The 22737-nt window shown below is 66.0% G+C and carries 22 protein-coding genes; 21 read left to right on the top strand and 1 reads right to left on the bottom strand.

Annotated features, from left to right (window positions below; genetic code table 11):
* From DFR41_RS26290 to DFR41_RS26280, 3 genes are all read left to right on the top strand, one after another.
* Positions 1 to 612 (top strand): acyl-CoA dehydrogenase C-terminal domain-containing protein (locus tag DFR41_RS26290; protein ID WP_147284446.1); only part of this gene is annotated, 612 nt, incomplete at its 5' end.
* A 106-nt stretch (positions 613 to 718) separates the two neighbouring features.
* Positions 719 to 1681, top strand: a complete 963-nt coding sequence (locus DFR41_RS26285) for an NAD(P)H-dependent flavin oxidoreductase (RefSeq protein WP_017760954.1) — start codon at positions 719 to 721, stop codon at positions 1679 to 1681.
* On the top strand, positions 1678 to 2814 hold the full coding sequence (locus DFR41_RS26280) for an acyltransferase family protein (protein ID WP_244917888.1): 1137 nt from the start codon (positions 1678 to 1680) through the stop codon (positions 2812 to 2814). Before DFR41_RS26285 ends, DFR41_RS26280 begins: the two co-directional genes overlap by 4 nt.
* A gap of 3 nt (positions 2815 to 2817) precedes the next feature.
* On the opposite strand, the gene DFR41_RS26275 is transcribed toward DFR41_RS26280, so the two are convergent.
* Positions 2818 to 3570 carry an IclR family transcriptional regulator domain-containing protein gene (locus DFR41_RS26275; protein ID WP_114804915.1) on the bottom strand — a complete coding sequence of 251 codons (753 nt, stop codon included), beginning with the start codon at positions 3568 to 3570 and terminating at the stop codon, positions 2818 to 2820.
* A gap of 288 nt (positions 3571 to 3858) precedes the next feature.
* Between DFR41_RS26275 and DFR41_RS26270 the strand changes: the two genes are divergently transcribed.
* The 18 genes from DFR41_RS26270 (at position 3859) to DFR41_RS26190 (ending at position 22706) form a co-directional block, all read left to right on the top strand.
* Complete coding sequence (locus tag DFR41_RS26270) at positions 3859 to 4770, top strand: shikimate dehydrogenase family protein (protein ID WP_114804908.1); 912 nt, start codon at positions 3859 to 3861, stop codon at positions 4768 to 4770.
* A gap of 38 nt (positions 4771 to 4808) precedes the next feature.
* Positions 4809 to 5642, top strand: coding sequence for a shikimate dehydrogenase family protein (locus DFR41_RS26265; RefSeq protein WP_114804907.1), 834 nt, complete (start codon positions 4809 to 4811; stop codon positions 5640 to 5642).
* Positions 5643 to 6155: 513 nt separating this feature from the next.
* Positions 6156 to 8828 (top strand): type VI secretion system ATPase TssH, encoded by a 2673-nt coding sequence (tssH, locus tag DFR41_RS26260; protein WP_114804906.1) that lies wholly within the window; start codon positions 6156 to 6158, stop codon positions 8826 to 8828.
* A 97-nt stretch (positions 8829 to 8925) separates the two neighbouring features.
* On the top strand, positions 8926 to 9453 hold the full coding sequence (gene tssB / locus DFR41_RS26255; RefSeq protein ID WP_114804905.1) for a type VI secretion system contractile sheath small subunit: 528 nt from the start codon (positions 8926 to 8928) through the stop codon (positions 9451 to 9453).
* Positions 9454 to 9497: 44 nt separating this feature from the next.
* Positions 9498 to 10991 carry a type VI secretion system contractile sheath large subunit gene (gene tssC / locus DFR41_RS26250; protein WP_017760961.1) on the top strand — a complete coding sequence of 498 codons (1494 nt, stop codon included), beginning with the start codon at positions 9498 to 9500 and terminating at the stop codon, positions 10989 to 10991.
* Between the two features lie 107 nt (positions 10992 to 11098).
* Positions 11099 to 11584, top strand: a complete 486-nt coding sequence (locus DFR41_RS26245) for an Hcp family type VI secretion system effector (RefSeq protein ID WP_017760962.1) — start codon at positions 11099 to 11101, stop codon at positions 11582 to 11584.
* 116 nt (positions 11585 to 11700) lie between these two features.
* A complete protein-coding gene (tssJ, locus tag DFR41_RS26240; protein WP_081682349.1) occupies positions 11701 to 12279 on the top strand; it encodes a type VI secretion system lipoprotein TssJ in 579 nt (192 codons plus the stop codon).
* Positions 12280 to 12316: 37 nt separating this feature from the next.
* Positions 12317 to 13672, top strand: coding sequence for a type VI secretion system baseplate subunit TssK (tssK, locus tag DFR41_RS26235; protein ID WP_114804904.1), 1356 nt, complete (start codon positions 12317 to 12319; stop codon positions 13670 to 13672).
* An 80-nt stretch (positions 13673 to 13752) separates the two neighbouring features.
* Positions 13753 to 16317: a type VI secretion system Vgr family protein gene (locus tag DFR41_RS26230; protein WP_114804903.1), complete on the top strand. Its 2565-nt coding sequence runs from the start codon at positions 13753 to 13755 to the stop codon at positions 16315 to 16317.
* 2 nt (positions 16318 to 16319) lie between these two features.
* Positions 16320 to 17264 carry a DUF4123 domain-containing protein gene (locus DFR41_RS26225; RefSeq protein WP_114804902.1) on the top strand — a complete coding sequence of 315 codons (945 nt, stop codon included), beginning with the start codon at positions 16320 to 16322 and terminating at the stop codon, positions 17262 to 17264.
* Positions 17265 to 17427: 163 nt separating this feature from the next.
* A complete protein-coding gene (locus DFR41_RS26220) occupies positions 17428 to 18012 on the top strand; it encodes a DUF3304 domain-containing protein (protein WP_114804901.1) in 585 nt (194 codons plus the stop codon).
* Positions 18013 to 18048: 36 nt separating this feature from the next.
* On the top strand, positions 18049 to 18288 hold the full coding sequence (locus DFR41_RS27830) for a hypothetical protein (protein ID WP_170159481.1): 240 nt from the start codon (positions 18049 to 18051) through the stop codon (positions 18286 to 18288).
* The gene (locus tag DFR41_RS26215) at positions 18279 to 18863 is read left to right on the top strand and encodes a DUF3304 domain-containing protein (RefSeq protein WP_170159480.1); all 585 of its coding nucleotides are present in this window, start codon (positions 18279 to 18281) and stop codon (positions 18861 to 18863) included. Before DFR41_RS27830 ends, DFR41_RS26215 begins: the two co-directional genes overlap by 10 nt.
* A gap of 36 nt (positions 18864 to 18899) precedes the next feature.
* Positions 18900 to 19148: a hypothetical protein gene (locus DFR41_RS26210; RefSeq protein ID WP_114804899.1), complete on the top strand. Its 249-nt coding sequence runs from the start codon at positions 18900 to 18902 to the stop codon at positions 19146 to 19148.
* Positions 19139 to 19723: a DUF3304 domain-containing protein gene (locus DFR41_RS26205; protein WP_114804898.1), complete on the top strand. Its 585-nt coding sequence runs from the start codon at positions 19139 to 19141 to the stop codon at positions 19721 to 19723. The genes DFR41_RS26210 and DFR41_RS26205 overlap by 10 nt, the downstream gene beginning before the upstream one ends.
* A 36-nt stretch (positions 19724 to 19759) precedes the next feature.
* Entirely contained in the window at positions 19760 to 20008 is a 249-nt protein-coding gene (locus DFR41_RS26200; protein WP_147284445.1) for a hypothetical protein, read from the top strand.
* A complete protein-coding gene (locus tag DFR41_RS26195) occupies positions 19999 to 20583 on the top strand; it encodes a DUF3304 domain-containing protein (protein WP_114804896.1) in 585 nt (194 codons plus the stop codon). The genes DFR41_RS26200 and DFR41_RS26195 overlap by 10 nt, the downstream gene beginning before the upstream one ends.
* A 38-nt stretch (positions 20584 to 20621) precedes the next feature.
* The gene (locus DFR41_RS26190; protein WP_147284444.1) at positions 20622 to 22706 is read left to right on the top strand and encodes a T6SS phospholipase effector Tle1-like catalytic domain-containing protein; all 2085 of its coding nucleotides are present in this window, start codon (positions 20622 to 20624) and stop codon (positions 22704 to 22706) included.
* Positions 22707 to 22737 lie beyond the last annotated feature (31 nt).

Below are 22737 nucleotides of genomic sequence, written 5' to 3'. Positions count from 1 at the left end.
CTGGTCAAGGGCTACAGCACCGAGATGAGCCTGGAGGTGACCAGCCTGGGCGTGCAGGTGCACGGTGGCATGGGCTTCATCGAGGAGACCGGCGCCGCCCAGTACTACCGCGACGCCAAGATCCTGACCATCTACGAAGGCACGACCGCCATCCAGGCCAACGACCTGGTGGGCCGCAAGACGGCCCGCGACGGCGGCCAGGCCGCGCGCGCCATCGCAGCGCAGATCGAGAAGACCGAGGCCGAGCTGCTGGCCAGCGCCAGCGACGACGCGACGGCCGTGGCGCAGCGCCTGAAGGCGGCCCGCGAGGCCTACCTGGACGTGGTGGACTTCATCGCCGACCAGGCCAAGGGCGACCCGAATGCGGTGTACGCGGGCAGCGTGCCCTACCTGATGCTGGCCGGCAACCTGGTGGCCGGCTGGCAGCTGGCGCGCTCGCTGCTGGTGGCGATCACGCCCGAGGCCCAGGCGCAGGACGCCGCTTTCATGCAGGCCAAGGTCGCCACGGCGCGCTTCTATGCCGAGCACATCCTGGTGAAGGCCCGCGCCACGCGCGACGCCATCGTAGGCGGGGCGGCCAGCGTCACGGCCCTGCCGCTCGAGGCCTTCTGAGGCCGCCGCCGGCCATGCCCGCCTGTCGCCCATCGGATTGCGGGCGCGGCGGCCGGCCCCTATAACTTCGCCCGAACCATCGATTCACACGAGAGGAGACTTTCCCATGTCCAGACTGCCCGGCGCGCTTGCCCACCTGCCGCTGCCCATCATCGGCTCGCCCCTGTTCATCATCAGCAACCCCAAGCTGGTGATCGCCCAATGCAAGGCCGGCGTCGTCGGCTCGATGCCCGCCCTCAACGCGCGCCCCGCAGCGCAGCTGGACGAATGGCTGGCCGAGATCACCGAAGAGCTGGCGGCCTACAACAAGGCCAACCCCGACAAGCCGGCCGCGCCCTTCGCCATCAACCAGATCGTCCACAAGAGCAATGACCGGCTCGAGCACGACATGGAGCTGGTGGTGAAGTACAAAGTGCCGATCATCATCACGTCCCTGGGCGCGCGCACCGACGTCAACGAGGCGGTGCACAGCTACGGCGGCGTGACGCTGCACGACGTGATCAACAACACCTTTGCCAAGAAAGCCATCGAGAAGGGGGCTGACGGCCTGATCGCCGTTGCGGCCGGTGCCGGTGGCCATGCGGGCGTGAAGAGCCCCTTCGCGCTGATTCAGGAGATCCGCGAGTGGTTCGATGGCCCTGTCGCGCTGTCGGGCTCCATCGCCACCGGCGGTGCGGTGCTGGCCGCCCAGGCCATGGGCGCGGACTTCGCCTACATCGGCAGTGCCTTCATCGCCACCGACGAAGCCCGCGCGAGCGACGCCTACAAGCAGGCCATCGTCGACAGCAACTCGGACGACATCGTCTACTCCAGCCTGTTCACCGGCGTGCATGGCAACTACCTGGCGCCCAGCATCGTGGCGGCGGGCATGGACCCAGCCAATCTGCCCGAGGGCGACGTCAAGACGATGAACTTCGCATCGGGCGAGGGCAGCAAGGCCAAGGCCTGGAAGGACATCTGGGGTTCTGGTCAGGGCATCGGCGCCATCAAGAAGGTGCAGCCCACGGCCGACTTCGTCGCGACGCTGCGCCGCGAGTACGAAGAAGCCCGCCGTCGCCTGGCACTTTGAACCCTGCCGCTGGCGGCCGCGTGCCGCCGCCGCGCTGGCCCCTGATCGACGCACTCAAGGCACTGGCCTGCCTGCTGATCGTGGCCCATCACTTCAGCCGCTACGGGCCCTTGCCCGTGGCGGCTTGGCCGTTGGCGCCAACGCTGTTCGAGGTCCTGGCGCGTGAGGGCCGGCTGGCGGTGCAGGTCTTCCTGGTGCTGGGTGGCTTCCTGACGGCGGCCAGCCTGGCACCCGAGGGCGAGCTGCGTGCGGGGCATCCCGGCCTGCGGCTTGTCCAGCGCTACGTGCGGCTGGCTTCGCCCTATCTGGCGGCCCTGGTGGCCTGCGTGCTCGTGGAAGCCCTCGTGCGTCCGGCGCTGCCGGGCGACGACGTGCCGGGCCAGCCGTCGTTGGTCCAGATGGTGGCCCATGCGCTGCTGCTGCAGGACCTGCTGAACCAGCCCGCGCTGTCCACCGGCGTGTGGTACGTGGCGGTCGACTTCCAGCTGTATGGGCTGGCGCTCCTGCTGTTCTGGGTGGCAGCCTTGTGGCGACGGCAGGGCCGGCTCGATGTCAAGGTGGCCCGTGCGCTGACGGTGCTCATGGTGGCGGGGCTGACGTCAACCTCGCTGGTGGTGTTCAACCGTCACAGCGTGCTGGACGAGACGGGCCTCTACTTCTTCGGCAGCTATGGCCTCGGAATGCTGGCCTTCTGGGCGGGGCGGCTGCGGGCGCGACGCGGGCGCATCGCTGCATTGCTGGTCCTGGCCCTGCTTGGGGGTGTTGCGTTGTGGATCGACTGGCGCAGCCGCGTCGCCATCGCCTTGATCGCCAGTCTGTTTCTTGTTCTGGCGCAGCCTCGTGGCTGGCTCGCCGTGCAGGTGTGGTCGCCGCTTCAGCGCATGGGAGCGTGGTCGTATGCGCTGTTCCTCATTCATTTCCCCGTCCTCTTGCTTGTGAGCGCTTCGGCGCAGATCAACCTGGAGCAAGTGGCGCCGTGGCAGGCGCTCGGTGCGCTGGTCGCTGCCTTCGTGCTCTCTGTCGGCGCGGCACGCACGCTGCATGAACGGGTGGAGGCACGGGCCACGTCGTGGCGCATGCCGGCGGTCTGGGGGGCCGGCCTTCTGCTGAGCGGCCTCGCCGTCGGCCTCTGAGGCTCAGATCAAATTGCGCATCGCCTGCGCGGCCTCGCGCAGCACCGGCAGCACGCGGACCACGGCAGCCTCGGTACTTTCCTGGCCCATGGGCATCGTGATGTTCAGGGCGCCATGCACGTCGCCGCGCCGGTCGCGCAGCGGCACGGCGATGCCGCGTGAATTCAGGTCCAGCTGCTGTTCGGACAGCGCCCAGTCCTGGGCCTTGACGCGGGCCATCTCGCGCCGCAGGTCGGCGGGGTCGGCCAGCGTGAAGGAGGTGAACACCTGCAGCTTGCGTGCGGCCCACCAGGCCGCCGAAGCGGCCTCGGGCAACAGGGCCAGCATGAGCAGCCCGGCCGCCGTCACCTGCGCGGGCACGCGTGCGCCCAGCACGTAGCCGGTGCTCATCTGCCGCTGCGGCCCGTTGCGGGCGATGTAGACCACGTCGTCGCCGTCCAGCACGCTGAGGTAGGCCGTCTCGTGCGTGCCGACGGCCACGCGCTGCAGGAAGGGCTGTGCAATGCGCGGCAGCCGCGCCGAATCGAGGTACGACTGGCCGAGCCGCAACACGCGCGGCGTGAGCCAGAACAGCTTGCCGTCGCTGGCCACGTAGCCCATGTGCTGCAGCGTCAGCAGGTAGCGCCGCGCCGCCGTGCGCGTGAGGCCGGTGCGCTGGCCGGCCTCGCTGGCCGTCATGCGGGGATGGGCGTCGTCGAAGGCCTCGATGATGCCGACGCCGCGCTCCAGGCCGGCGATCCAGTCGCGCCGGTCCAGGCCGGCGGGCGCTTGGCCGTCCTGTGCACCCCCTGCGGGGGAGGACGGAGAATCGGGGCTTTCGTCCTGGTGCGATGGCTCGGAGACGGGGGGGGAGGCAAGTCGGTGGGGGACCACGTACAAACCCTTAAGACGTTCGTTGATCGTTCAGTGCTGGGCGATTATCGAACGCCGGGATCCGCCCCCGACTGACGGCGCCGCACCCTGCTGTCTACAGTCCGGGCCGTTGTTCTTGCGGCCTCGATCCCGATCCGACTGGCGCATCCGACTCCTGGAGTGAACGACCCGATGGCTTCCATCACCGGCAAGACCGACCTCTACCTCATCCCTGGCGATCCCGTCACCAATGTGCGCCTGCCGCGCATGTTCAACGCCGTCTTCGAGCGCTGCGGCATTGATGCCGTGATGGTGCCGGTGCAGGTACGCGCCCGTGATTTCGCCGTGTGGCTCAAGGCCAGCTTCCTGGGCCACAACGTCCGGGGCATGCTGATCGCACCGCCTCACAAGCCGCTGGCGGTGGACCTGCTCGACGGCTGCGGCCTGTTCGCGCGGGTGGCGGGCTCGGTCAACATCGTGCGCCGCACGAAAAGCGGAGAACTCGAAGGCGACCTGTTCGATGGCGAAGGCATCGTGGGTGCGCTGGACTGGTTCGGCATTCCTTTCCGCGGGCAGCGCGTGCTGATTCTGGGCGCGGGCGTGAGCGCGGCGGCCATCGGCGTGTCGCTGGCCGAAGGCGGCGGCGACGACGGCGCGCGCCACATCGCCTTCTATGACCCGGCCGCGGGCAAGGCCGCGGGCACCGCAGCCCGCATCGATGCCGCCTTCGACGCCGAGGTGGTCTCGGCGACCTCGGCCGATCCGTCGTGCTACGACCTGGTCATCAACGCCACCCAGGTCGGCCTGCAGGGCGAAGAAGCGCTGCCCTGCGACGTCACCCGCATGGCGCCGCACGCGGCCGTGTTCGACATCCTGCTGCGCGGCCAGCCCACACCGCTGGTGCGTGCCGCGCGGGCGCGTGGTCTGCAGGCCCAGCCCGGCTTCGAGATGCTGATCCAGCAGATGGCCCACTACTTCGACTACTTCGACCTGCCGCAAGCCGCGGCCCTCGTGCGCGAGGACGCCGGCTTTCTGCGGCAGATCATCTACCCGGCCGAGCTCCAGGCCGAGATCGCCCAGGCGCCACGGGGCCGCCAGGGCTGATCGCTTTTCGCGTTCTTCCGCCCCTCCAGACTGCTTCCATGATCTCCGGCAAGACCACCCTCATCGCCCACGTCGGCTACCCCACCGAGAGCTTCAAGGCTCCGATGATCTACAACCCCTGGTTCGACAAGAAGGGCATCGACGCGGTGGTGGTGCCGATGGGCGTGAAGCCCGAAGACTACGTGGCCTTCCTGCCGCTGTTGTTCAGGATGAGCAACATCCGCGGCGCGCTGGTCACCATGCCCCACAAGGTGACCACCATGTCGCTGGTGCACGAGACCACGCCCACGGCCCGCATCGCCGGCGCCTGCAACGCCGTGCTGCTGCGCGAGGACGGCACGCTGCTCGGCGACCAGTTCGACGGCGCCGGCTTCGTGCGCGGCGTGGAGCGCAAGGGCCGCAGCTTTCGCAGCGCGCGTGTGCTGGTCTCGGGCGCGGGTGGCGTGGGCTGCGCCATTGCGGCCTCCATCGCCGCCGCAGGCGCGGCGCACCTCTCGCTGTTCGACCTGAACACGGCCTCGGTGGAAGGCCTGGCCGAGCGGCTGCGGGCGCACTATCCGCAACTGACGGTGAGCACCGGCTCGAAGGACCCTGCCGGCTACGACGTGGTCGTCAACGCCACGCCGCTGGGCATGAAGGAAAGCGACCCGCTGCCCTTCGACGTGGAGCGCATCGCACCGACCACCTTCGTCGGCGAGGTGGTGATGAAGACCGAGTACACGCCGCTGCTCAAGGCCGCGATGGCGCGCGGCTGCCAGGTGCAGGTTGGGACGGACATGCTGTTCGAGATGATTCCGGCGTATCTGGAGTTCTTTGGCTTTGGTACGGCGACGGCGGAAGAACTGCGTGAGAGTGCGACACTGAAGTACTGACAGAGACCGTACGTTGAATCGGGGCTCGGCGAACTGCGCGTCGCCGCGGCCTTGCGTGAAGCGCAGCCCCGTTGAGGCCAGCGAGGGGGCATTTGCGCCGGATCGAGCCTTAAACGGGTTGCGCGCCACCGGCCGGGAATAATTCACGGAATAGCCGAATCGATCGTCAAGCTCGCCAAACGGGCTAGCCGCGTGCCGGAATTTTTCCGAAAGTTGCGATAAAACTGCGCACTCAGAAAAGAGTCCAGGGAGGACTGAATGCAGTGCAAGTTCCAGCGCAGGCCCGCACCGTGCGGCCCGGGCGCCACCGTGTCAACTTTGCTCCTAAGCCCCGCGCAGGCCTGCTGCATCGGTGGCCCACACGGGTTAGCGCATCACCCGCAGATGCTGAAGAAGTGAATTGAATCGGAGCCATTTCGCCCTTTCAAAAGGGCGAAAAAAGATATCGGCTCATTTTCTTTCAATTCGGTACTTGTCCTCGGGGCAAGGCCGTAAATCTTCTATGGCATTGCTATGGCGACATCCCGAAGAGTTCTATTCGGAAAGCTCAATTCCACCTTATTCCGCACCATCGAATCGGCGGCAGCTTTTGCCAAATTGCGAGGCAATCCCTACGTCGAACTGACGCATTGGCTGCATCAGATCTGGCAATTGCCAGACACGGATCTGCATCGCCTTGCCCGGCATTACGGTGTGGACGCCCAGTCGATGGACCAGAGCCTGGCGACGGCGCTCGCAGCGTTGCCGGCGGGTGCCACGGCACTGAGCGACTTCTCGCATCACATCATCCCGGCCGTGGAACAGGCTTGGGTTCTCGCCAGCCTGGAGTTCTCTTCCGCCTCCATCCGCAGCGCCTGGTTGCTCGGGGCTTTGATGCAGGCGCCGGAACTGCACCGCCTCCTGCTCACGATCTGTCCCGCTCTGCGGAAGGTCTCGGCGGATGAACTGACCCGCACATGGTTGTCCATCATTGCCGGATCGCCAGAGGATCGCGAGGGGCCCCACGACGTCTCCGGTGCGGCAGCGCCGATGGCGGCGGAGCCCGGCCTCGCGGCGCCTGCAGCCGAAGCCGGCGTATCCGCATTGGCCAAATACTGCACCGACCTCACCCACCAGGCGCGCGCGGGCCGGATCGATCCGGTCATTGGCCGCGCTCATGAGATTCGCACGATGGTCGACATCCTGTTGCGCCGCAGGCAGAACAATCCGCTGCTGACGGGCGAAGCGGGCGTCGGCAAGACGGCCGTGGTTGAAGGCCTGGCGGTGGCCATTGCCTGCGGCGAGGTGCCTCCCGCGCTGCGCGACATCCGCTTGCTTGGCCTGGACCTGGGTGCCCTGCTTGCGGGAGCCAGTATGCGCGGCGAGTTCGAGGCGCGCCTGAAGGCGTTGCTGGAGGAGGCGACCGCGTCCGTGCAGCCCGTCATCCTGTTCATTGACGAGGTGCACACGCTGGTCGGCGCAGGCGGGCAGGCCGGTACCGGCGACGTCGCCAATCTGCTCAAGCCTGCATTGGCGCGAGGCAACCTGCGGACCATCGGCGCGACAACCTGGTCCGAGTACAAGCGCCATATCGAAAAGGATCCTGCGCTGGCGCGGCGCTTTCAGGTGCTGCAGGTTCTCGAGCCCGAGGAACGCGCGGCCGTCGAAATGGTGCGAGGGTTGGCCGGCGGCTTTGCGCGGCACCACGGCGTGACGGTACTCGACGAGGCGGTCCGCGCGGCGGTAACGCTGTCTCAGCGCTATATCCCATCGCGCCAATTGCCCGACAAGGCCATCAGCCTTCTTGATACGGCATGTGCCCGCGTCGCCATGTCCCTGCACGCGCCTCCCGCTCTGGTGGAGCATCTGCGGCATCGAATCGCAGCACTCGAAGTCGAATCCGGGCTTCTCGACCAGGAGGGCGTCATGGGCCTGGGCGGCCCCGAAGGCGCGCTGCGCCTGGCGCGGGTTCAGGCGTCCCTGGATGCCGCGCGCTCCGAGCTGGAGCAGGCCACGCAGCGTTGGACCACGGAGCTGGCGCTGGTGCGGCGCGTTCAAGACCTCAGGCAAGAGGCGGCCGACACGCAGGAGCGCGGCCACACCGTGCCATTTGGGGAACTGCAGGCCCTGGAGTCGCAACTGGCGCAGCTGCAGCAAGAAGTACCGCTCATCCACGCCCACGTCGATGCATCGATCATGGCCGCCGTGGTGGCCGACTGGACCGGCATTCCCGTCGGCCGCATGCTCAAGGATGAGATCGCCGCAGTCTTCCAACTGCAGGCGACGCTCGACAGCCGTGTGATCGGCCAGCCCCATGCGCTCGCCGCCATTGCAGAACGTGTGCAGATCGCCAAGGCGCGGCTGTCGGACCCGAGCAAGCCTGTCGGCGTGTTTCTTCTGGTCGGACCGTCCGGCGTGGGAAAGACCGAGACGGCGCTGGCGCTGGCAGAGGCGATGTATGGCGGCGAGCAGAACCTCATCACCATCAACATGAGCGAGTTCCAGGAGTCGCACACCGTCTCCACGCTCAAGGGTGCGCCGCCCGGGTATGTGGGTTACGGAGAGGGCGGCGTGCTGACCGAGGCGGTGCGCCGCCGTCCCTACAGCGTCATCCTCCTCGACGAAGTCGAGAAGGCCCATCCGGACGTGCACGAGCTCTTCTATCAAGTGTTCGACAAAGGCTCGATGGAGGACGGAGAGGGGCGGCATGTGGACTTCCGCAACACGACCATCCTTCTCACCAGCAATACGGGGTCCGAACTGATCGCCGGCCTGTGTGAAGACCCGGCCTTGATTCCCGAGCCGGCCGCGCTGCGCGATGCTTTGCAGCCGGTGCTTCGCCAGGTGTTCCCTGCAGCCTTTCTCGGTCGGCTGTCCATCATTCCGTATCTGCCCCTGGCCGAGGACGCTCTGGGCCGGATCGTTGCGCTGCACCTCGACCGCGTGGTCGCGCGCATGAGGGAACAGCACGGCATCTCGCTGAGCTACAGCCCAGCGCTGGTCCAGCATGTGATCGACCACTGCGGGACCCACGAGACCGGTGCCCGCCGCCTCATCGGATTCATCGAGCAGCAATTGCTGCCTCAGCTGTCCCGCTGCTGGCTGGACGCGCTGCGCGACAGGCAGCGCATCGCCAGCATCTTCGCGGACGTTGCCGCGTCCCCGGCCGGAGCGCCCTCGATCGTCTGCCAAGTCTTTCAGGCCTGACCTCTGCCGTCATCCCCTGTTGCCGCCCGCCGAGGTTTTCATGGACTGCGGCGGATTTTCTTCAACCCATCGGCCCTTCTGTCCGGCCGGCAATTCCATGACCAACAACAGCAGTCAGAAATTCATCGCCCGCAATCGGGCCCCGCGCGTGCAGATCGAGTACGACGTCGAGATCTACGGCTCCGAGAAGAAGATCGAGCTTCCCTTCGTGATGGGCGTGCTCGCAGACCTTTCCGGCAAACCCGCAGAGCCGCTCCCCGCCGTCGGTGAGCGCAAGTTCCTCGATATCGACATCGACAACTTCGACGAGCGCATGAAGGCGATCCAGCCACGGGTCGCGTTCGCGGTTCCCAACACCTTGTCGGGCGAAGGGCAACTGATGGTGGACATCACCTTCGAGAGCATCGACGACTTCTCGCCAGCGGCGGTGGCCCGCAAGGTCGAGCCGCTGCGCCAACTGCTGGAGGCGCGCACCCAGCTGTCCAACCTGCAGACCTACATGGACGGCAAGGCGGGCGCCGAGAGCCTGATCAACAGGCTCATGCAGGACCCCGCATTGATGAAGTCGCTGGCGTCGGCCCCCAAGCCTGTGGCCGGTGCCGATGAAGCCGTGTCGGCGGCCTGAACGCACACGTCCCTCCGCCATCTTTTGTTCAGGGAAGACGCCTCATGAAGCAGAGCCATACCCAAGAAGCCCACGCCACGCAATACGTCGAGTTCTCCGACTTTTCGTCCTTGCTCGACCGGGAGTTCAAGCCTAAGACCGATGAAGCCCGCGACGCCGTCGAGGCGGCCGTGCGCACCTTGGCCGAGCAGGCACTCGCCAACGCAGTGACCATGACCGACGATGCCTACAGCAGCATCGAGGCCATCATTGCCGAGATCGACCGCAAGCTGTCCGAGCAGATCAACCTGGTGATGCACAAGGAGGAGTTCCAGAAGCTGGAGTCCGCCTGGCGCGGCATGCACCATCTGGTCTACAACACCGAGACCGACGAGAAGCTCAAGATCCGCTTCATGGACGTGTCGAAGGACGAGCTGCGCCGCACCATGCGCCGCCACCGCGGCATCGCATGGGACCAGAGCCCCATCTTCAAGCGCATCTACGAAGAGGAATACGGCCAGCTGGGCGGCGAGCCCTACGGCTGCCTGGTGGCCGACTACTACTTCGACCATACACCGCCGGACGTCGAGCTGCTGGGGGCGATCGCCAAGATCTCCGCGGCCGCTCACGCCCCGTTCATCGCCGGGTCATCACCCTCGCTGCTGGGCATGGAGTCGTGGCAGGAGCTTGCCAATCCGCGCGACCTGGCCAAGATCACCTCCAACCTCGAGCACGCGCCCTGGAACTCGCTGCGCGACACCGAAGACTCGCGCTACGTAGGGCTGGCCATGCCCCGCTTTCTGGCGCGGCTGCCCTACGGCGCCAAGACCAACCCGGTGGACGAGTTCGACTTCGAGGAAGAGACCGAAGGCGCCGACCACAAGAACTACGTGTGGAACAACGCGGCCTATGCCATGGCGGTCAACATCAATCGCAGCTTCAAGCTCTACGGCTGGTGCACCATGATCCGCGGCGTCGAGTCGGGCGGGACGGTCGAGAACCTGCCTTGCCACACCTTCCCCACGGATGACGGTGGCTTCGACATGAAGTGCCCCACCGAGATCGCCATCTCCGATCGCCGTGAAGCCGAACTGGCGAAGGCCGGCCTCATCCCGCTGGTGCATCGCAAGAACACCGACCATGCCGCGTTCATCGGTGCCCAGTCGCTCCAGAAGCCGCAGGAGTACATGGACCCCGATGCGACGGCCAATGCCAACCTGTCGGCGCGCCTGCCTTATCTGTTCGCCAGCACGCGCTTTGCGCACTACCTCAAGTGCATCGTGCGGGACAAGATCGGCACCTTCAAGGAGCGCGAGGACATGCAGCGCTGGCTCAACGAATGGATCATGCATTACGTGGATGCCGATCCTGCCAATTCGTCGCAGGAAACCAAGGCACGGCGCCCCCTCGCGGCAGCCGAAGTGGTGGTGGAAGACATCGAGGGCAACCCCGGCTACTACAGCGCCAAGTTCTTCCTGCGGCCGCACTTCCAGCTCGAAGGCCTGACCGTCTCGCTGCGGCTGGTCGCGAAGCTGCCGTCCCTCAAAGAAGCCGCCTGAGAGGGCGTCACCGCTTGCGGCGCTGTCACGCCGCATCAACGCTCCCGGCTGGCGTCGGGGGCTCATTCAAAGTCAGTCAACGAGCACAACGCTCAGGGAGAGTATTCATGGCACAGGACATCTTCATCAAGATCAACGGCATCGAGGGCGAATCCGGCGATGCCAACCACAAGAACGAGATCGAGGTGCTCGCCTTCAATTGGCGTGTGCTTCAGGAGTCGACCATGCACGCCGGCTCGGGCGGCGGCGCCGGCAAGGCCACGGTCGAAGACCTGGAGTTCGAACACTATGTGGACCGCTCCAGCCCCAACCTCATGAAGTACTGCCTGACCGGCAAGCACATCCAGGAGGCCAAGCTCACGGTTCGCAAGGCAGGCGGCAGTCCGCTGGAGTACCTGAAGTTCACGTTCAACGACGTGATCATCACCAGCGTCCAGCCGCATGGCTCGAACAACGACGAACTGCGTGTGCGCGAGCGGGTCCGCCTGTCCTTCTCGAAGCTGAAGCAGGAATACGCGGTGCAGAACGCCCAGGGTGGCAGCGGTGGAGCCGTCACCGCCGGCTACGACATCAAGGCCAACAAGGAGTCCTGATCCGTCGGTGAGGCCCGGCGGTGCCGGGTCGCAGCGCTTCTGGCTGGGAACTGCCGAGGGCATGAACGTGCCCCGCCGTCCCAGCGTTTCGCTATCCCTCCTCGCATCGGCCCGACATGGACTTTCTTCGACTGCCCGTTGCATGGCAACAGGCCCCGCTTTCATCGCGCCATTCATCCAGACGCCGTCTTGTCCTTGCCGCGGGCGCATGGGGCTCGTTGTTGTTTGTCGCTTCACGCCCTGTGCACGCGCAATATTCGGCGCCACGCGAGCAGACCCAACTGGACATCACGCTCAGTGCAGCAGCCGATGTCAACCCGGATGACAAGGGGCGCGCCGCTCCCATCCTTGTCCGCATCTACGAGCTCAAGTCGGACGGCGTCTTCACGTCGAGCGACTATTTCTCGCTGCAGTCCAACGACAAGGCCCTTCTTGGAAGCGACCAACTGGTGCGGGACGAGTTCATCCTCAAGCCCGGTGAGGTGAAGACCCTTCGCCGCAAGTCACACCCGGACATCGTCGCCCTTGGCGTCCTGGCTGGTTATCGCGATCTGGCGCAGGCGGATTGGCGTGCAGTCCACAAGGTCGACCCGGCACCCGAGGCGGCGTGGTACCGCATGGTGGTGCCCGCCAACAAGTTGAAGCTGCAGATCCAGCTGCAGGCCAAGGGCATCCGGCTGGTCCCCACCGAATAAGCCGCCACTTGACTGGCGAGCGTGCAAGCACAGAACCATGAGTTGGTACAACAAAGTCGCGTGGAGCGAGGGCCTGTTTCTGCGCCCTCAGCTCTTTCAACAGCAAGAGCGCTACCTGGAGCTTCTGGCCCACAAGCGCGCTGCAACGCTCGGGCCCTTTTTCTGGGGCTTCAGCCACTATGCCATCGACGCGGAGTCGCTGTCCTTGGGCAAGGTGGTGCTGGCCAGTGCGGCGGGTGTGTTCTCCGATGGCACGCCCTTCGACACGCCAGGGCAGACGCCTCCGCCGGCGCCGCTGACCATTCTTCCGGAGCACCTCGACCAGATCATCTATCTGGCCGTGCCCATCCGCACGCCCAACGGCGAGGAAACCACCTTCGAAGATGTCGCCAGCGCCGCCGCATCGCTGGCCCGCTTCGTGGTGTTCGACACCGAACTGCGCGACTCCAACTCCGTCGGCCAGGGTCCCAAGACCGTGCAGCTCTCCCGACTGAGGCTGTGCCTGCTGCCCGAGCGCGAAATGACCAGCGCCTGGATCGGCCTGCCGCTGACCAAGGTCACCACCTTGCGCTCGGACGGCAGCATTGCCATCGAAGCCAACCTCATTCCCCCCGTGGCGGGCTACGGCGGCAGTACCTTGCTCAAGGACTGGATCACCCACCTGCACGGCTTGTGCCGGCTGCGCGCCCAATCGCTGGCGGCGCGGCTGAGCGGCAGCGATGGCAACGCCACCGAGGCGGCAGAGGTCTCCGACTTTCTCCTGCTGCAGGTTCTCAACCGCTACGAACCGCTGCTGGAGCATTGGCTCGGCGTGCCCGAGACTTCACCCGAGGTGCTGTACATGTCGCTGCGCGCGATGAGCAGCGAGCTCTCCACCTATGTCAGGGCCAGCACCCGCCGGCCTAAGGCGCACCCGGCGTACCAGCACGTCGATCCGTACACGTCGTTCAAGGAGCTGATCGGCGACGTCCAGGCGCTGCTCAACGAGGTGCTCGTTCGCAGCGCACAGAGCATTCCCTTGTCGGAGCGGCCCAACGGCGTGCGGCTTGCCAGTGTCGATCCGTCGGAACTGCAGGGTTTCGCCGGGCTCGTCTTCGCCGTCGCGGCACACCTGCCGCCCGACCAGTTGGTCACACAGTTTCCTGCGCGTTGCAAGGTCGGCCCGAGCGACCGGCTGGCCGAGCTCATCCGCTCCCATCTTCCGGGCATTGCGTTGCAGGCCCTGCCCGTGCCGCCGCGGCAGATCCCCTTCAACGCGGGCTTTGTCTACTTCCAGCTCGAAGCGCGTGGCCCCTTGTGGGCGCACCTGGAGCGGCACGGCGGCCTGGCCCTGCATGTGGCCGGCGAGCTTCCGGGGCTGCGCATGGAGCTGTGGGGCATCCGCGAGAAATGACCGAGCGCCTGCACCCCACCGGCTGTGCCGCGATGTCCCCGCGGGACGCGTCCCGCATCAACGACTGAAAGTCTGTGCCCATGCTCAAGTCTCGTACTCTGCGCGTGACGTCCGATGCCATTCCGCAGCACCTCGGCGCGCCGGCCCTGGAGCCGGTGCGGCTGTCGGGCAACGAAGGACTCAACCACCTCTTTGCTTACGAGCTGCTCCTCAAGACGCCCGAGGGCCTGAACCTTGGGGCTGTCGGTGCGTCGGATTTCGATCTCGATGCTTTCATCGGCCGGGAGATCAGCTGCCAGATCGACCTCGATGGCGCTGGCGAATTCATCGCGGCGCAGGTGGGCGCCAGCACGCATCGCATCGGCGCCGGCACGCGTGAGATCAACGCCCTCATCACCGATGCGCAGCTGTGGGGAGAAGAGGGCCGGCACCTGCAGTACCGCTTCACGCTGCGGCCCTGGCTGCATCTGGCCAGCCTCTCGTCCGACTGCAAGATCTACCAGAACAAGACGGTCGTCGACATCCTGGAAGAGCTGCTGGGCGACTATGCCTTTCCCGTGGAGTGGCGCCTCATCGAGCAATACCCCCTCCGCGACTACCAGACCCAGTTCAACGAAAGCGACCTCCAGTTCTTCGAGCGCCTGTGCCAGGAATGGGGCATCAACTACTTCTTCGAACACAGCGAGGGCAAGCACCGGCTGGTGCTGATCGACAACCTGGGCGGCCATCGGCGCAACCCCAGTGCCGCCTACCAGCAGGTCGAGTACCACGCGCCGGGCTGGAAGATCGATGCGGAGTACATCCATGCCTTCGTGCCCCACAACCAGCTGACCCCTGGCCGCTACAGCACGCGGGACTACGACTACACCCGCCCGCGCGCCGACCTCTCCACCAGCCGCAGGGATCCTCGCCCGACCGGCCAGGCCGACGGCGAGATCTACCAATGGCAGGCCTCCGTGGGCGGAAGCCACTATGCCCAGCCGCGCGCGGGCGCCGCTGGCGCCAACGACCCGCAGTCCGAAGGCGGGCAACTGGCCCTGCTGCGCATGCAGGCGCTGCGCACCCGGGGGTCACGGGCGCGAGCGACGGGCAACCTGCGCGGCATGGTGCCAGGCCACACCTTCGCCCTGCGCAAGCATCCACGTCAGCGTGCCAACACCGAATACCTGGTGCTCGACAGCGACTTCGTGATCGAAGACGTCGCGCAGGAGAGCCAGGGCGTCGGCGCCCTGGCGGACCGGCGTCAGGCATGGCGCGTCAGCGTGGCGTTCACCGCGCATCCGATGAACGAGCCGCTGCGGCCGGACATCACCCATGCCAAGCCGCACACCCACGGCCCCCAGACCGCGCTGGTCGTCGGTCCTGAGGGACAGAACCTGTGGACCGACGAACTGGGCCGCATCAAGGTGCAGTTTCCGTGGGACCGGCTTGGGCAGAAGAACCAGCACAGCAGCTGCTGGGTGCGTGTCTCCAGCGACTGGGCCGGAAACCAGCTCGGCGCCATGCACGTGCCGCGCATCGGGCAGGAGGTGATCATCGACTTCATCGGTGGGGACCCGGATCTGCCCATCTGCACGGGCCGGGTCTTCAATCAATTGAATTTGCCCCCATGGCGCTTGCCTGAGCAGCAGGCGCTCAGCGGCTTCCGCAGCCGCGAGCTGGTCGATGGCGGGGGCAACAGCGCAGCCGGACGCTCGAACCATCTCATTCTTGACGACAGCGTCGGGCACATCCAGGCCCAGCTCAAGAGCGACCATCAACATTCGAGCCTGAGCCTTGGCGACATCACCCGCATCGAGGACAACGGCGGCCGCAAGGAGCCGAGGGGCGAGGGCTTCGAACTGCATACCGAAGGGCATGGCGTTCATCGCGCAGGCAGCGGCATGCTCATCACCACTGAGCCGCGGGCGCGAGCGGCAGGCCACGCCAAGCACATGCCCGAAACCGTCGAGCGGCTGGCGACGGCGCAGCAACAGCATGAGCAGCTTGCCAAGGCCGCACAGCAGGCAACGGCCCAGGACGGCGACGCCGACCAGACCGACGTCTCCCAGGTCCTGAAGGCGCAGAACGACGTCATCCAGGGCAGCGGTGCCAAGGACCAGAAGTTTCCCGAACTGCAGGAGCCTCATCTCGTGCTGGCCAGCCCGGCCGGCATCGAAAGCACCACCAGCCGCAGCACCCACATTGCCAGCGGCGAGCACACCGCACTGACCAGCGGCAAGCACCTCAGCCTGAGCACCGCCGCCAACCTGCTCGCCAGCGCCAGGGACGCCATCCGTCTTTTTGCATTCAACGCCGGCATGCGCTTCGTGGCCGCCATGGGCGACATCGACCTCAAGGCGCTCAAGAACAGCATCCACATCATGGCCAAGCTGAACATCGAGCTCATCGGCAACAAGATCAGCATCACCGCCCAAGAGGAAGTGCTGATCAACGGCGGGACCAGCTACACGCGCTGGAACAGCAGCGGCATCGAGAACGGCACCAAAGGCCGCTGGGTCGAGCATGCCGCCACCCACAGCTTTACCGGGCCCGCCAGCTTGCCTGTGCCCGAGATGCAGTTTCCGGAGCCGAAGCTCAACACGGTGTGCAAGGAGTGCCTGTTGCGCGCCCTGGCTGCCGGCTCGGCATTCGCGAGGAGCTGAGCATGTCCGAGTACTACGGCGTGGACCCTATCAGTCCGGCGACAGTTGCCGCCTTTCAGGCTGCATGGGCACAAGCTCGGCACGTTCATCCTTCTCTGCAGCTCTATGCGCTTGTCGACGCCGCGTTCGATGAAGCGGGCTTCGCGGCCCTTGTGCAAGGCTTCGAAGGTCGAGCCGCGTCACTCTATGCCGGGACCGAGTTGTCCGAACTCGACAGCGTCGCACCCTGGTTGCTTGAACTGAACGCGAACGACCCAGCCGTACTGAGCGCCCAGTTGCAACAGCTTGCGCTGCTTCGCCGTGGGCGGCCGATGTGCAGCTTTCTTGGCAGCCGTCGCGCCATGGACGCGTTGCGGCATCACTTTCGCTCGCGCCTGCATGTAGAGGTGGATGACCTGCGCCTGATCCTGCGCTTTGCCGACACCCGCGTTCTTGAAGCGCTCGCCCACGTGCTCCGGCCCTCGGAGATGGACATGCTCTTTCCACCGGACACCTATGTCTGGTTTCCATGCCGTCGTGAAGGGCAGGCGGCGACTCGGCAGCTTGCGGACGACCGGCCTCTGCCGCCCGAAAGCGCCGTGCTGCATATCGATGCCGGGCAGTTCGCGGCACTGGTCGACGCGGGAGATGCCGACCTCGTCATCCACAACCTGGCCCAACAAGACCCCGGCTGCTTCGGAAGCGGCCGCCCCAGCGACGTGCATGCCTTCGTGGTCGAACGGCTGAAGCGTGCACGCGGCCACGGGCTGAGCCATTTTCAAGACCTCGAGGCCTATTGCATGGCGGCGCTGGCCGGTGGCGCCGCCTTCGACGCACAGCCAGACGTTGCCTTTGCCATCGTCGAGGCGGGCCGAGCACCGGGATCGCTGGCCGCATCCCTGTCGAGGCTGCCTGGTCAAGCCTGGAAGCAGGCGCGCGACCACAGTGCCAACGGCTCTCGTGCATAGCGTCAGCACCTCTTCGGGACCTGTCCATCCTCGACCTGTCGCCCCCATGACCCTGACGCGCGAGCCCGCACTCCATACCTTGAGCCCTAGGTGTCCCACGACCGATGCACCGGCATTTCGGCGGGCGTTGGCGCATGGCTCCCGCTTTTGAGGGTGAGCGCGCATGCGCGTGACGACCGCAACCCGTCGCTGGCTGCTGTGCGCGCTGCTGTTGTGTCTGGGCGTGACGGCGTGCAAGCCGTCGCAGTCGGATGCGAAGGATGAGCAGCCGCTGAGCCCGGCAGCCGAGGCGGCGCAGCGTGCGGCTTCGCCGGCCTCCATCGGCGTGTCGCTACGGGGCTACAACTTCACCTACGAAGGGGTGCAAAGCTTTTGGGTCGATGGCAGCTACGGCGCCAATCTGCCGCCCTATGGAGGCGGCGGCAAACAAAGCTGTTGCGTGCGCCTGCCCTTCGCATGGCACGAGGGCCAGACCATGACCGTGAAGTGGACCATCGGGCATTACACGTTGCCCTGGGAGCAGCGCAAGCACATGAGCATCGACGAGGAACACAGGTGCTGCTGGAGTGAACGCACGCTGGAGAAGACGGTACCCGTGCAGCGCTACGAAGAACCAGACGGCGTGCAGGTGTTCTTCCTGCCCGACGATGAGTTGGAAGTCTGGGTCACGCGCTACGGCCTCGGCCATCCCGATCACCCCTCGGGCCGGCTGTATCCCGTCGATCCGCGCCCCAAGCCCGTCGAGTGACCTTGATTCAGAGCAACAAGAACAGGGAGCCCTTCCATGACCACCCCTCAGAGCCCGCTGAACGCCCGTTCGGGCAGTGATCCCCTCACCATCCAGGAAATGTTTGCGCGCAAGGCCGCTGCTGCATGCGGCACCAGCGGCGGCTACAGCTGCGAGAAGCCCATCCACGTGGGGATCTTCTTCGACGGCACCAACAACCTGGAGCGCGACAAGGCCGAGCAGCCACCCAGCCATGCCAACCACGTGGGTTTGGCGAAGGAGCTCGCATGCGCGTGACGACCGCAAGCTTGCGCTGGCTGCTGTGTGCGTTGCTGCTGTGTCTGGGCATGGTGGCGTGCAAGCCGTCGCAGTCGGATGCGAAGGATGAGCAGCCGTTGAGCCCGGCGGCAGAGGCGGCGCAGCGGGCGGCCTCGCCGGCCTCCATTGGCGTCTCGCTGCGGGGCTACAACTTTACGTACGAAGGGGTTCAGAGCTTCTGGGTCGATGGCAGCTATGGCTCCAATCTCCCCCCGTATGGAGGGGGCGGCGGCGAAACCTGCTGCGTGCGCCTGCCCTTCGCCTGGCACGAGGGCCAGATGATGACCGTGAAGTGGACCATCGGCCACTACACGTTGCCCTGGGAGCAGCGCAAGCGCATGAGCATCGACGAGGAACACAGGTGCTGCTGGAGCCAACGCACGCTGGAGAAGACGGTGCCAGTGCAGCTTTATGACGAGCCGAGCGTGGTGCAGGTGTTCTTCCTGCCCAACGATGAGCTGGAAATCTGGGTCAGTGACTACGACCTTGGTCATCCAGACCACCCGTCAGGACGCCGGTACCCCGTCGACCCGCGCCCCAAGCCTGCCGAGTGACCCTCATCTAAGCCAACAAGAACAGGGAGCGCATTCATGACCACCCCTCAGAGCCCGCTGCACGCCCGTTCGGGCAGTGATCCCTTCACCATCCAGGAAATTTTTGCGCGCAAGGCGGCTGCCGCTTGTGGCACCAGCGGCGGCTACAGCTGCGATAAGCCCATCCACGTGGGCATCTTCTTCGACGGCACCAACAACAACCTGGAGCGCGACAAGGCCGAGGAACCGCCCAGCCATGGCAGTGCCAACCACATGGGCTCCGCGAGGGAGCACGCATGCGCATGACGACCGCAACCCTTCGCTGGCTGCTGTGCGCGCTGCTGCTGTGTTTGGGCATGGTGGCGTGCAAGCCGTCGCAGTCGGATGCGAAGGATGAGCGGCCGCTGAGCCCCGCAGCAGAGGCGGCGCAGCGGGCAGCTTCGCCGGCCTCCATCGGCGTCTCGCTGCGGGGCTACAACTTCACCTACGAAGGGGTGCAGAGCTTCTGGGTCGATGGCAGCTATGGCGCCAATCTCCCCCCGTATGGAGGGGGCGGCGGCGAAACCTGCTGCGTGCGCCTGCCGTTCGCCTGGCACGACGGTCAGACGATGACCGTGAAATGGACCATCGGTCATTACACGTTGCCATGGGAGCAGCGCAAACACATGACCATCGACGAGGAACACAGGTGCTGCTGGAGCGAACGCACGCTGGAGAAGACGGTGCCGGTGCAGCGCTACGACGAGCCGAGCGTGGTGCAGGTTTTCTTCCTGCCCAACGATGAGTTGGAGATCTGGGTCTACGACGCCGGACCACAGAACCCCGAGCACCCATCGAGACGCGGTTACCCCGTCGATCCGCGCCCCAAGCCCGCCGAGTGACTGTCATCCAGAGCAACAAGAACAGGGAGCCCTTCTATGACCACCCCTCAGAGCCCGCAGCACGCCCGTTCGGGCAGTGATCCCTTCACCATCCAGGAAATGTTTGCGCGCAAGGCTGCTGCTGCGTGCGGCACCAGCGGCGGCTACAGCTGCGAGAAGCCCATTCATGTGGGCATCTTCTTTGACGGCACCAACAACAACCTGGAGCGCGACAAGGCCGAGCAGCCGCCCAGCCATGCCGGCGCCGACCACATGGGCTACGCGAGGGAGCTCGCATGCGCGTGACGACCGCAAGCCTGCGCTGGCTGATGTGTGCGCTGCTGCTGTGTCTGGGCATGGTGGCGTGCAAGCCGTCGCAGTCGGATGCCAAGGAAGAGCAGCCGCTGAGCCCTGCGGCCGAGGCGGCGCAGCGGGTGGCTTCGCCAGCCTCCATTGGCGTCTCGCTGCGGGGCTACAACTTCACGGGCGAAGGGGTGGAGAGCTTCTGGGTCGATGGCCGTTATGGCTCCAATCTGCCGCCCTATGGAGGCGGCGGCAAGGAAAGCTGTTGCGTGCGCCTGCCCTTCGCATGGCACGAGGGCCAGACCATGACGGTGAAGTGGACCATGGGGTGGTGGTCCACACCCTACGAGCAGCGCAAGCACCTGTCCTGGGAGGAGCAGTTGAACTGCTGCGCCAAGCATCGCACGCTGGAGAAGACGGTGCCGGTGCAGCGCTACGAAGAACCGGATGGCGTGCAGGTCTTCTTCCTGCCCAACGATGAGTTGGAAATCTGGGTCTACGACGCCGGTCCACAGAACCCCGAGCACCCATCGAGACGCGGTTATCCCGTCGATCCGCGTCCCAAGCCCGCCGAGTGAACGTCATCCAGAGCATCAAGAACAGGGAGCCTTTCTTCATGACCACCCCTCAGAGCCCGAATCACGCCCGCTCGGGCAGTGATCCCTTCACCATTCAGGAAATGTTTGCGCGCAAGGCCGCTGCTGCATGCGGCACCAGCGGCGGCTACAGCTGCGAGAAGCCTATCCACGTGGGCATCTTCTTCGACGGCACCAACAACAACCTGGAACGCGACAAGGCCGAGCAGCCGCCCAGCCACACCAACATCGTCACGCTGTACGAGACCTACAAGGACAAGCCAGGGGACGGCTACTACGGCTTCTACGTGCCGGGTGTCGGCACCAGGTTCATGGAGGTGGGCGAATCGACCGAGAGCGACGATGGCAAGGCCTACGGTAAGGGCGGTGACCAGCGTATCAACTGGGCGTTGATTCAGCTGGTGAACTCGATTCACCGCGCCGTCTACGAAGATCGACGCCTCATCAGCGACTACGACGCAGGTGTGGAAGCCGGCCTGTGGCCGCTGCACAGCCAGAACACCACCAGCGCCGCCCGCGGCGACAAGCGCCGGTACTTCGTCGAAGGACTGAGCGCGCCGGAGTCGCAGGCGGCCTATCAGGCGGGCAAGGACGCGCACTGCAACGAGGCCAAGACCCAATGCGAGGTGCGCAGGTCCGAACTGGCCCGGCGCAAGGCGCGGCTGCAGAAGGGCGGCCTGCTCACGCCCGAGCAGGCGCAGGCCATCGACCAGGAAATCGCCGGACTGGATTTGTACACCGCGGCGCTGGATCGCTCGGCCAAGGTCCGGAGCTTCCGCCCGCTGCTTGCACGCCTGAGCGAGGCGCTGGAGCGCCGGCCGCTGCCCAAGATCAAGCTGATCAACCTCTCGGTGTTCGGCTTCTCGCGCGGTGCGGCGCAGGCCCGGGCCTTCTGCAACTTTTTGCAAGACATCCTCGCGCCCGACCCCACGGGCACCATCAAGCAGTTGCGCGGCAAGGACGCGCCGGCCTACGCCCTGGCCGGCATTCCACTGCGGGTGCAGTTTCTGGGACTGTTCGACACGGTGGCGTCGGCGGGCATGGCCGATGCGTCGCCCTTCTGGCGGGGCTTTGGCGGCTGGGCGAATGGCACCATGGATATCCCGCACTGTGTGGAGCGCACGGTGCACTACGTGGCTGCACACGAACTGCGCCTGGCCTTTCCGTCGTCCAGCACGCGGCTGGGCCCCAGGAAGTACCCCAACAACTGCCTGGAGGTGATCTACCCGGGGGCGCACTCGGACGTGGGCGGGGGCTACAACCCGGGCGCGCAGGGCAAGTCGCGGGGTGGTCGCAAAGAACTGCTGTCGCAGATTCCGCTGAGCCACATGTACCGGGAGGCGCGACTGGCCGGAGTGCCGCTGCTGAGCGAAGGCGAACTGGGCAGCATGCCCGGTGGTGGCGCGGTCATCGCCGACATGCAGATCGCCCCCAAGACGGCCCGCCTGTATGACGCCTACCTGCGCGATTGCCCTGTGAAGGCCGACGTGGCCGAGACCATGATGAAGGCGCACACCCAAGCCTACTGGCGCTGGCGCGAGCAGGTGTCGGACACGGGCGAGCAGGTGTCTGAGAGGGACCGCTTCAACGCGCTGCAAAGCGTGAGGCTTGCATCACCGCAGGATCAGCGTGATCTGGTCGAGAGTGAGCAGGACTACCGGCTCGATCGCAAGCTGATGCGCGACGCCCTGGCGTGGGCGGCGCGGCCAGGGTACGCCGAAGAGCTGAACCCGGTGTATCTCGAGATTCGCGATACCTTGGCCCGGCCGCCTCTGTCGAAGGACGTGCACGACTTTTTCGACACCCTGGTGCACGACTCCCACGCCACCTTCTACATGCTGGGTCCGACGACGGCGCTGGATCGGCAGATGCTGTACGAGACGCTGGTGGAGAAGAAGGCCCGCGGCGAATCGCTGCGCAAGGTCGAGCAACGCATCGTGGATGGCGGGCGCAACTTTCCCGTGCTCACGGATGCGGACACGAAGGACCTGCTGGCCGCGCTGGACACGAAGTCGCGCATGGCCCTGGTGGTAGGCGCCGGTCAGACCACGCGGCGCGAGCGCGGGGGGCATCTGCACTACCGGCGCGTGTTCGATGCGAGCTGAACGGCAGCGTGGACCCGCCCATCTCCCCGCA

It is taken from the genome of Pseudacidovorax intermedius (genome assembly GCF_003350475.1).
Taxonomy (GTDB): Bacteria; Pseudomonadota; Gammaproteobacteria; order Burkholderiales; family Burkholderiaceae_C; genus Xenophilus; species Xenophilus intermedius.
Note: the sequence above shows the minus strand (reverse complement) of the source record. Positions and strands in the feature narration are given on the sequence as shown.